General features: G+C 61.3%; 7 protein-coding genes. 4 read left to right on the top strand and 3 right to left on the bottom strand.

The window, feature by feature from the left end; all coding sequences use genetic code 11:
- Positions 1–192: 192 nt before the first annotated feature.
- The 3 genes from EYC95_RS01280 to EYC95_RS01270 all read left to right on the top strand — a co-directional run bounded on the left by EYC95_RS01280 (position 193) and on the right by EYC95_RS01270 (position 3,302).
- Positions 193–957 carry an IclR family transcriptional regulator gene (locus tag EYC95_RS01280; protein WP_131058732.1) on the top strand — a complete coding sequence of 255 codons (765 nt, stop codon included), beginning with the start codon at positions 193–195 and terminating at the stop codon, positions 955–957.
- Between the two features lie 39 nt (positions 958–996).
- On the top strand, positions 997–2,214 hold the full coding sequence (locus EYC95_RS01275) for an amino acid deaminase (protein WP_131058731.1): 1,218 nt from the start codon (positions 997–999) through the stop codon (positions 2,212–2,214).
- A gap of 152 nt (positions 2,215–2,366) precedes the next feature.
- Positions 2,367–3,302, top strand: a complete 936-nt coding sequence (locus tag EYC95_RS01270) for a sugar kinase (protein WP_131058730.1) — start codon at positions 2,367–2,369, stop codon at positions 3,300–3,302.
- A 142-nt stretch (positions 3,303–3,444) separates the two neighbouring features.
- On the opposite strand, the gene EYC95_RS01260 is transcribed toward EYC95_RS01270, so the two are convergent.
- Both EYC95_RS01260 and EYC95_RS01255 read right to left on the bottom strand, forming a co-directional pair.
- Entirely contained in the window at positions 3,445–3,720 is a 276-nt protein-coding gene (locus EYC95_RS01260) for a peptidylprolyl isomerase (protein WP_007898282.1), read from the bottom strand.
- Between the two features lie 66 nt (positions 3,721–3,786).
- Positions 3,787–6,324, bottom strand: a complete 2,538-nt coding sequence (locus EYC95_RS01255) for a PAS domain-containing protein (protein WP_131058729.1) — start codon at positions 6,322–6,324, stop codon at positions 3,787–3,789.
- A 120-nt stretch (positions 6,325–6,444) separates the two neighbouring features.
- Between EYC95_RS01255 and EYC95_RS01250 the strand changes: the two genes are divergently transcribed.
- Positions 6,445–7,554, top strand: a complete 1,110-nt coding sequence (locus EYC95_RS01250; protein WP_131058743.1) for a PilT/PilU family type 4a pilus ATPase — start codon at positions 6,445–6,447, stop codon at positions 7,552–7,554.
- 117 nt (positions 7,555–7,671) lie between these two features.
- Here EYC95_RS01250 and EYC95_RS01240 read toward each other — a convergent pair whose 3' ends face one another.
- On the bottom strand, positions 7,672–9,627 hold the full coding sequence (locus EYC95_RS01240; RefSeq protein ID WP_131058728.1) for an acetoacetate--CoA ligase: 1,956 nt from the start codon (positions 9,625–9,627) through the stop codon (positions 7,672–7,674).
- Positions 9,628–9,729 lie beyond the last annotated feature (102 nt).

Genomic DNA, 9,729 nt, shown 5'->3' with positions numbered 1-9,729 from the left:
GTGCTGGAAGACCAGTACCGTGTACGACGAAAAGGTTTATTTACAGGCCTTGCTCCGGCACGGCTCACCGTTGACCAGCGAGCTGGACACAGCAAAACCGCGTTGACGGAAAGGCTCAGGGCGTGATGGCGGCCTAACGGTCAACACAGCACTCTAGGTAAACTCCCGGCACTTTGTATGGGAACTACAGACATGACCGAAGACACTATCAAGCGCCGGGCTCGCGGTCTGGACCGGGCGTTCGATATCCTCGATTTCCTCAAGGAAGTCGGCAAACCGCTGCGCCCGAATGAAATCGCCAGCGGCATCGACAGCCCGAAATCCACGATCTACGAACTGGTCGCTTCCCTGCTGGAACGACGCATTCTCGAACCGGTGGGCAAGGACGGTCACGTCTACCTCGGCCGTCAGTTGTACTTTCTCGGGCAGGCGCACCTGCGCCATTTCGACCTGACCCGCGAGGCTGACCACGCCCTGCAGGAAATCGTCAGCCAGACCCAAGAAACCGCACAGATGTGCCTGCTCAACGGGCGCAAATACACCGTGGCATTGATGAGAGAGGGCGAGCGGCATTTCCGCATTTCCTCGGACATCGGCGAGAACGCGCCAATCCCCTGGACCGCGTCCGGGCGCCTGTTGCTGACGCATTTGAGCGACCAGCAAATCGTCGACCTGATCGACCACGACGACTTCATCCTGCCCGACGGCGAGCGCCTGCCGCTGGAGCAATTTCTCAAGGAAATCCGTCAGGCCGATATCGATGGCTTTTTCTCCTTCGATAGCGTTGCCGACACCTTCACCCATTGCTTCGCCGCCCCGGTCAAAGACCCTAGCGGTGTGGCGATTGCGACCCTGTGCATCGTCGCCCCACGGGACGACGCCAAGAACAATTACAACGACTATCGCCGGGTGCTGATCGACAGCGCCAACAGCCTGGCCCGGCGTATCAACGAATAACAGCGGCTGGCTGCAGCCGCGAATGTGAGGAGTTCGACCATGTCTTCTGCCCAACATACTGCCGCCGTGGAAAAGGGCTTTGCCCAGACCGGCGCCAACCTGGTACGCGACGTCAGCCTGCCTGCGCTGGTGCTGCACCGCGAAGCGCTGGAGCACAACATTCGCTGGATGCAGACGTTTGTCAGCAACAGCGGCGCCGAACTCGCGCCCCACGGCAAAACCAGCATGACGCCTGCGCTGTTCCGCCGCCAACTGGACGCCGGCGCCTGGGGCATCACCCTGGCCAGCGCCACACAAACCCGCGCGGCTTACGCCCATGGCGTGCGTCGGGTGTTGATGGCCAACCAATTGGTCGGTACGCCGAACATGGCCCTGATCGCCGACCTGCTGGCGGACCCGACCTTCGATTTCCATTGCATGGTCGATCACCCGGACAACGTCGCTGACCTGGGGGCGTATTTCGCCTCGCGTGGTGTGCGTCTGAACGTGATGATCGAGTACGGCGTGGTCGGCGGCCGTTGTGGTTGCCGCAGTGAAGAAGAAGTGGTCGCGCTGGCCAAAGCCATCAACGCCCAACCGGCGCTGGCGCTGACCGGCATCGAAGGCTATGAAGGCGTGATCCACGGTGATCATGCGGTCACCGGCATTCGTGAATTCGCCGCGTCCCTGGTGCGTCTGGCCGTGCAGTTGCAGGACAGTGGCGCCTTTGCGATCCCCAAGCCGATCATCACCGCCTCGGGTTCGGCCTGGTATGACTTGATCGCTGAGTCCTTCGAAGCGCAGAACGCCGGCGGACGTTTCCTCAGCGTGTTGCGCCCCGGCAGCTACGTGGCTCACGACCATGGTATCTACAAAGAAGCGCAATGCTGCGTGCTCGACCGTCGCAGTGACCTGCACGAGGGCCTGCGCCCGGCGCTGGAAGTCTGGGCGCATGTGCAGTCGTTGCCGGAGCCGGGTTTCGCGGTGATCGCCCTGGGTAAACGCGACGTGGCCTACGACGCGGGTTTACCGGTGCCGCTGCTGCGTTACAAGGCCGGCGTGGTGCCTGCAACCGGCGACGATGTCAGCGCCTGCAAGGTGACGGCCGTCATGGACCAGCACGCGTTCATGACGGTGGCACCGGGGGTTAAGTTGCGCGTGGGCGACATCATTTCGTTCGGCACTTCGCACCCGTGCCTGACGTTCGACAAGTGGCGCACGGGGTGTCTGGTGGATGAGCAACTGAACGTCATCGAAACCATGGAAACCTGTTTCTAAGGCTCGAGACCGAGGCGCGGCCTTCGCGGGCAAGCCTCGCTCCAAGTGCTGCGGTCGCCGCCGATTTCGCGTCCAACGCGAATCCTGTAGGAGCGAGGCTTGCCCGCGAAGACATCCTCCCAGACAACCGCAATACCAGAGACCCCACAACAATGAACACCATCAACACCCTCGGCCCCAATATTCCGCGCATCGCCCTGATCGGCGAGTGCATGATTGAGTTGCAACAACGCGCCGACGGCAGTCTGCAACAAAGCTTCGGCGGCGATACCCTCAACACCGCGGTCTACCTGTCCCGGGAACTGGGCACGGGCGGCGTCGTCGATTACGTCACGGCGCTGGGCGACGACAGTTTCAGCGATGCCATGTGCCAGACCTGGGCCAACGAAAACATCGGGCTGGGCATGGTCCAGCGCTTGCCCGGCCGACTGCCCGGTTTGTACTGCATCCAGACTGATGCTGCCGGCGAGCGACGTTTCCTGTATTGGCGCAACGAAGCGGCCGTCCGCGACTGCTTCACCACCCCGGCCGCCGCGCCGATCCTGGCCGCGCTGCCGGATTACGACGTGCTGTATTTCAGCGGCATCACCCTGGCGGTGCTCGGCGTACAGGGTCGGGAGAAGTTGCTGGAAACCCTGATCGAAGCCCGGCAGCGGGATGCGCGGATCGTGTTCGACAACAACTACCGGCCACGTTTGTGGGCATCAGTCGAAGAGGCGCGGGCGGCTTATCGCAGTGTCCTGCCCTATGTCGATCTGGCGTTGCTGACCGTCGATGACGAGCAAGCGCTGTTTCATTTTTCCGATTGCGAGGCAGTGTTTGCCGCTTACGAGCAGATTGGCACCCCTGAAGTGGTGCTCAAGCGCGGAGCCGAGGCGTGCTTGATTCGCTGTGATGGCGAGTCGTTCGAGGTGCCGGCACAGAAGGTCGAGCGGGTGGTGGACACGACGGCGGCGGGGGATTCGTTCAGTGCGGCGTATCTGGCCAGTCGGCTCAAAGGCGGGAGTGCGGTTGAGGCGGCTGAAGCGGGGCATCGGTTGGCGAGTCGGGTGATTCAGGTGCCGGGTGCGCTGATCCCCAAAACTTGAAATGCAACCCTGTGGCGAGGGGGTTTATCCCCGTTGGACTGCGCAGCAGTCCCATCTTTTGGGGCCGCTGCGCGACCCAACGGGGATAAATCCCCTCGCCACAAATAAATCCTTCACCTCTCGGGCCTTTAAGCCAACCCGATCAATCCCGGTAAAACACCTGCACCAGGTGATACCCAAACTTGCTCTTGATCGGCCCATGCACCACCCGCAGCGGTTTTTTGAAGATCACCGCGTCGATGACCCCGACCATTTGCCCAGGCCGCACTTCACCCAGGTCGCCGCCGCGCTTGCCGGACGGGCAGGTGGAGTACTTCTTGGCCAGCACATCAAAGGCTTCGCCCTTGGCGATGCGTTGTTTGAGCTGCTCGGCTTCTTCCGAGGTTTTCACCAGAATATGGCGGGCTTGAGCTTTCATTGGCAGTACCTTGCAACGGTGGTGGCTATGTTGATGCCAGCGTGAGGCGCGCGATTATGCCTCAACTCACTCCGGTTGGCCGATCATCGTGCGAATCTTGTTGGCCAGCAGGTCGATGGAAAAGGGTTTGGCGACCATGTCCATGCCTTCCTCCAGAAAGCCTTGGCGTTCGGCGGCTTTCTCCGCGTAACCGGTCATGAACAACACCTTGAGCTCAGGGCGGTGCTGACGAGCGATTTCCGCCAGTTGTCGTCCGTTCATCCCCGGCAGACCCACGTCAGTCACCAGCAGATCGACCCGCAAGTCGGACTCCAGCAAGGGCAGGGCGGCCTTTGCATCTTCGGCTTCGTGGGCGTGATAACCCAGCTCATTGAGCAGGTCGAGCACCAGCATGCGTACCGCCGGGTCGTCTTCCACCAGCACCACGGTCTCACCGGCAATTGCCGCCGGTGCCTCCCCCGTCAACGGCAGCAGCACGTTTTCCGGTTCCGTTGCGTACAACCGTGGCAAGTACAAGCGAACGCTGGTGCCCTTGTCCGGCAAACTGAACAGGCTGACGTGCCCGCCCGATTGCTGGGCGAACCCATAAATCATCGACAATCCCAGCCCGGTGCCCTGGCCAATGGGTTTGGTGGTGAAGAACGGGTCAAAAGCCTTAGCCAGCACCGACGGCGTCATGCCGCTGCCGTTATCGCTGACGGCAATCATCACGTAATCCCCGGCCTTGACCGGTTCCAGCGTCGTGATGTCGCTGCCGTCCAGGTAGACGTTGGCGGATTCGACCAGCAACTTGCCGCCATCGGGCATGGCGTCCCGGGCGTTGATCACCAGATTGAGCAAGGCGTTTTCCAGTTGGCTGACGTCGGTACTCACCCGCCAGACCTCGTCGGCCAGTAACAGTTTGAGCTCGATATGATCGCCCTTGGTGCGGCTGAACAAATCTTCAAGGGAGTGCACCAGGTCATTGGCGTTCAGCGGCTTGCGATCCAGCGACTGACGCCGGGAGAACGCCAGCAGGCGATGGGTCAGGGCGGCGGCGCGATTGGCCGAGGACACCGCGGCTTCGGTGAAGCGACCAATCTCGGCGGCGCGCCCGTCGGCGATATAGCGCTGCATCAGGTCGAGGCTGCCAATAATTCCGGTCAGCATATTGTTGAAATCGTGGGCGATGCCACCGGTGAGCTGCCCGACCGCTTCCATCTTCTGCGCATGGCGCAAGGCGTCTTCCGCGCGCTCCCGCTCGAACATCTCGTTTTGCAGCCGTTGGTTGGCTTCGGCTAGCTGCTGGGTGCGGGCGGCGACCCGTTCCTCAAGGGTTTCGTTGAGATTGCGCAGGGCTTCTTCGGTCTGTTTGCGCTCGGTTTCGTCGATTACGAAGATGTAGAAACCATTCACCGCGCCGTCCGGACCATGCCGTGGCAGGTAATTCATTAGCGCATGCCGAGTGCTGCCATCACGATGGGGAGCATCAATGCTGAAACAACAGGCCTTGCCGGTCAGCGCCTCGGCGATGGGCTCGGCGCGCAGGGCATAAGCGTCCGCGCCCAACACTTCTAGAATGGTTCGCCCGTACAGCTCCTGTGGCGTCAGGCCGTACCAGTCCAGGTACGCGGCGTTGTTGAGGCGAAAACGCTCTTCGCGGTCGACGTAACTGATCAGGATCGGCATGGCGTTGATGATCAGTTGCAGCTCGGTCTGACTCTGGCGCAAGGCCTGCTCGGTGTGCCTGCGCTCGGTGAGGTCCAGTGCGGCGCCGAGGAAACGGATCGGCCGGCCATGGTGGTCCTTGTAGCAACGGCCCCGGGCAAATAGCCAGCGCAGTTGGCCGTCGGGCTGCAGCAACCGATATTCCTCGACGTACTCGGTGCCGTGAGTGATGCAGTGTTTGATGCTGCGGGCGATCATCGCCCGGTCTTCCGGGTGCACGCCCTGGAGGTAATCGCTGATCGGTAACTGGCTGGCCATGGCTGGATCGATGCCGTGCATTTGCGCGAAATGCGCGTCGGCGATGAAGCGGTCTTCGCCGATGTCCCAATCCCAGGTGCCGACGGCGTCGGTGGCCGCCAGTGCCAGTTGCAGGCGCTGTTCGGTTTCGTGCTGAGCCTTGAGGCTGGCGGCCGAACGCTGTTCGAGTTCCAGCGCGATGCGCCGGCGTTCATTGGTTTCGATGGCGGTGACCAGAATGCCGGCGACCAGAGCATTTTCATCGCGGATCGGGCTGTAGGTCAGGTCCAGCCAGAAGTCGGAATCACCCTCGTCGCGCTGCAAGGTAAAGCGTTGTTCGCTGTAGGTTCGCACCTGTCCTTGTAGGACGGCGCTGTAAATGGGGTCGGTAAAGTCCTGGAGTTCTGGCCAGATCTGGTGCGTCGGTTGTCCGAAAGCGTGTGGATGCTTGCTGCCGGCGAGCAGGGCAAAGCCGTCGTTGTAGATCTGCGTGAGCTGCGGACCCCACAGCAACAGCATCGGCATCGGCGAATGAATCACGATGTCCACGGCGGTCCGCAGGCTCTGTGGCCAGGTACCGGCAGCGCCCAGCGGGTTGCGTGTCCAGTCCAGTCTGGCAATCAAGGCCTGGGCATCGCTGCCCGTCGGTGATGCGTTCATCAAGTTGTCCTGCGCTTAAGTCGGTGTGGCGGCGTCTACTATCCTTGCAGGGCGGTAGACGCTGGATGACCCGGCATGGGTCATTTTTTTTCATTGAATGCTTCGCGGGTGCTTTTTGCCATGGAAATCGATGCACTGTTGCAGATACTGGCTAACCAGAATGGATCCGATCTCTATCTCTCTACCGGCGCGCCACCCAGTGCGCGGTTCGACGGCGTGCTCAAACCGCTGAGCGATCAGCCGTTCAAACCGGGAGAAGTCGCGGCCATTGCCGGGTCCATCATGGACGCCGAACAACGTCTGGAGTTCGATCGCGAACTGGAGATGAACCTGGCGATCTCCTTGGCGGGTGTCGGGCGCTTTCGGGTCAACATCTTCAAGCAACGCAACGACGTGTCAATCGTGGCACGCAACATCAAGCTCGACATCCCGCGTTTCGAGGACCTCAAGCTACCGGCGGTGCTGCTCGAAACCGTGATGCTCAAACAAGGGCTGATGCTGTTCGTCGGCGCCACCGATTCCGGCAAGTCGACCTCCCTCGCGGCGCTGATCGATTACCGCAATCGCCACAGCACCGGCCACATCGTCACCATCGAAGACCCCATCGAGTACATTCATCGGCACAAGCAATCGATCATCAACCAGCGCGAGGTCGGCGTCGATACCCGCAGTTTTCATGCCGCGTTGAAAAATACCCTGCGCCAGGCACCGGACGTGGTGCTGATCGGTGAGATCCGCGATCGCGAAACCATGGAGCACGCGCTGGCGTTTGCCGACACAGGCCATTTGGTGATCTCTACGTTGCACGCGCACAACGCCAATCAGGCGCTGGATCGCATCATCAATTTCTTCCCGGAAGAGCGGCGGACGCAGTTGCTGCATGACCTGGGCAACGATCTCAAGGCATTCGTGTCGCAACGGTTGGTGCGTACCGTCGATGGGCAGCGCCGGGCGGCGGTGGAGGTGATGCTGGGAACACCGACCATCAGCGACCTGATCCGGCGCAATGAGTTTGCCGAACTGAAGGGGATCATGGAGAAATCGCTGGAATCGGGGATGCAAACGTTTGACGGTGCGTTGTACGCATTGGTTGTCGAAGGGGCGATCACTGAGGAAGAGGCGTTGAAGCATGCGGATTCGGTGAACAATTTGCGTTTGCGGCTGAAGTTGCACAACGATGCGGTACCGCCCACTCAACCTCCCACTGGAGAATGGGGCTTGATGGACTGACACCGCGCCGGCCCACTGTGGGAGCGAGCTTGCTCGCGATAGCGGTGTTTCAGTCAACATCAATATTGGCTGACCTACCGCTATCGCGAGCAAGCTCGCTCCCACAGGAGATTTTCTTCAGTCGTTGAGTTCGGGGCGGTTTCTGAATTGTTCCAGCGCCTCGGGATTGGCCAGCGCATCGGTGTTCTTCACCTTCTGCCCATGCACTGCATTGCGCACGGCCAGCTCAACCACCTTGCCGCTGAGGGTCCGCGGAATATCGCTCACCGCGACAATCTTCGCCGGTACATGCCGGGGCGTGGTGTTGGCGCGGATGACCTGGCGAATCTGCTGCTGCAATGCCTCATCCAGTTCGACGCCGTCGCGCAACTTCACGAACAGCACCACCCGCACGTCATCCTGCCATTGCTGACCAATGGCCACGCTGTCCACCACCTGCTGCACCTTTTCCACCTGACGATAGATTTCCGCCGTGCCGATGCGCACGCCGCCGGGGTTGAGCACTGCGTCCGAGCGGCCGTGGATCATCATCGCGCCGTGGGGCAGTTGTTCGGCGTAATCGCCCTGGGCCCACACGCCGGGGAACTGACTGAAATACGCGGCGCGCAGCGTTTCCTGCTGAGGGTCGTTCCAGAAACCTATCGGCATCGCCGGGAAGTGCCGGGTACAGACCAGCTCACCTTTCTCGCCCACCACCGGTTTACCGTCGTCGTTCCAGACTTCGACCGCCATGCCCAGGCTCTTGCCCTGGATTTCGCCACGGCGCACGGGTTCAAACGGGTTGCTGTTCACAAAGCACGAAACGATGTCGGTACCGCCAGACATCGAGGCCAGGCACAAGTCGCTCTTGAAGTCGCGATAAACGTAATCGTAACTTTGCGGCGACAACGCGGAACCGGTGCAGAGCAGGGTTTTCAGGCTGCTCAGGTCATGGCTCTCGCACGGTTTGATGCCGTTGGTTTCCAGGGTCGCGAGGAATTTGGGGCTGGTGCCGAAGACGCTGATGCGTTCATCGTCGATCAGGTCGATCAAGCGTTCGGGGGCTGGATGGAATGGCGAGCCGTCGTACATTACTACCGCGCTGCCCACGGCCAAGGCCGAGACCAGCCAGTTCCACATCATCCAGCCGCAGGTGGTGTAGTAGAACAACCGGTCGCCGGGGCCGAGATCGCAATGCAGTCCGTGTTCCTTGACGTGTTGCAGCAGCACGCCGCCGGTGCTGTGGATGATGCATTTCGGCACGCCGGTGGTGCCGCTGGAATAGAGGATGTACAGCGGATGGTCGAAAGGCACCGGGACGAAATCCGGCTCGCCGCCGATGTCGTAGAAATCATCCCAGAGCGTCACGTTGGCCCGGGCGTGGAACTGTTCGATGTGCGCCTGTGGCCGGGCATACGGCACCACGATCAACTGTTGCAAGGACGGCAGGCGTTCAAGGATTTCATTGACCTTGGCGGTCTGGTCGATGTCCTTGCCGGCATAACGGTAGCCGGCGCAGGTGATGAGCACTTTCGGTTCGATTTGGCCGAAGCGGTCGATCACGCCCTGGGTGCCGAAGTCCGGTGACGAACAGGACCAGATCGCCCCCAGGCTGGTGGTGCCGAGCATGGCCACCAGGGTTTGCCAGGTGTTGGGCATGCACGCGGCGATGCGGTCGCCGAGGCCGACACCGGCGGCGATCAAACTGTGTTGGAAACCGGCAACATGCTCAGCCAGTTCAGCCCAGGTCAAGTGTTCACGCTGGCCGTTCTCGCCAATGGAAATGACCGCGATGGCATCGTCGCGACGGCGCAGCAGGTGTTCGGCGAAGTTCAGGGTGGCGCCAGGGAACCACTGGGCGCTGGGCATGTGCGGGCCTTCCACCAGCACTGCGTCCGGTTGATTGTGGAAGCGGATGTCGAAGCAATCGACGATTGCCTGCCAGAAAGCTTCGCGCTGATCGATGGACCACTGGTGCAGCGCGGGGTAGTCGTCGAGGTGGATGTTGTGCCGCTCGATGATGAAGCGCCGGAAAGCCTCCATGCGGGTTTTGTTGATGCGATTGGCGCTGGGTTGCCAGAGGATGTCGGACATGGCTTGCCTCTCTCGTTCCCACGCTCCGCGTGGGAATGCCTCAACGGACGCTCCGCGTTCGGCTCTTGGGACGCGGAGCGTCCTGGGCTGCATTCCCACGCG

The sequence above is a fragment of the Pseudomonas sp. BGI-2 genome (genome assembly GCF_004310295.1).
In the GTDB taxonomy this organism is placed as follows: Bacteria; Pseudomonadota; Gammaproteobacteria; order Pseudomonadales; family Pseudomonadaceae; genus Aquipseudomonas.
This window is presented reverse-complemented; position numbering and strand designations above follow the sequence as displayed.

Excerpts from the sequence above, each read along its gene's own strand:
- EYC95_RS01280 (WP_131058732.1), top strand. The coding sequence starts at position 193 with ATGACCGAAGACACTATCAAGCGCCGGGCTCGCGGTCTGGACCGGGCG.
- EYC95_RS01270 (WP_131058730.1), top strand. The coding sequence starts at position 2,367 with ATGAACACCATCAACACCCTCGGCCCCAATATTCCGCGCATCGCCCTG.
- EYC95_RS01275 (WP_131058731.1), top strand. The coding sequence starts at position 997 with ATGTCTTCTGCCCAACATACTGCCGCCGTGGAAAAGGGCTTTGCCCAG.
- EYC95_RS01260 (WP_007898282.1), bottom strand. The coding sequence starts at position 3,720 with ATGAAAGCTCAAGCCCGCCATATTCTGGTGAAAACCTCGGAAGAAGCC.
- EYC95_RS01250 (WP_131058743.1), top strand. The coding sequence starts at position 6,445 with ATGGAAATCGATGCACTGTTGCAGATACTGGCTAACCAGAATGGATCC.
- EYC95_RS01255 (WP_131058729.1), bottom strand. The coding sequence starts at position 6,324 with ATGAACGCATCACCGACGGGCAGCGATGCCCAGGCCTTGATTGCCAGA.
- EYC95_RS01240 (WP_131058728.1), bottom strand. The coding sequence starts at position 9,627 with ATGTCCGACATCCTCTGGCAACCCAGCGCCAATCGCATCAACAAAACC.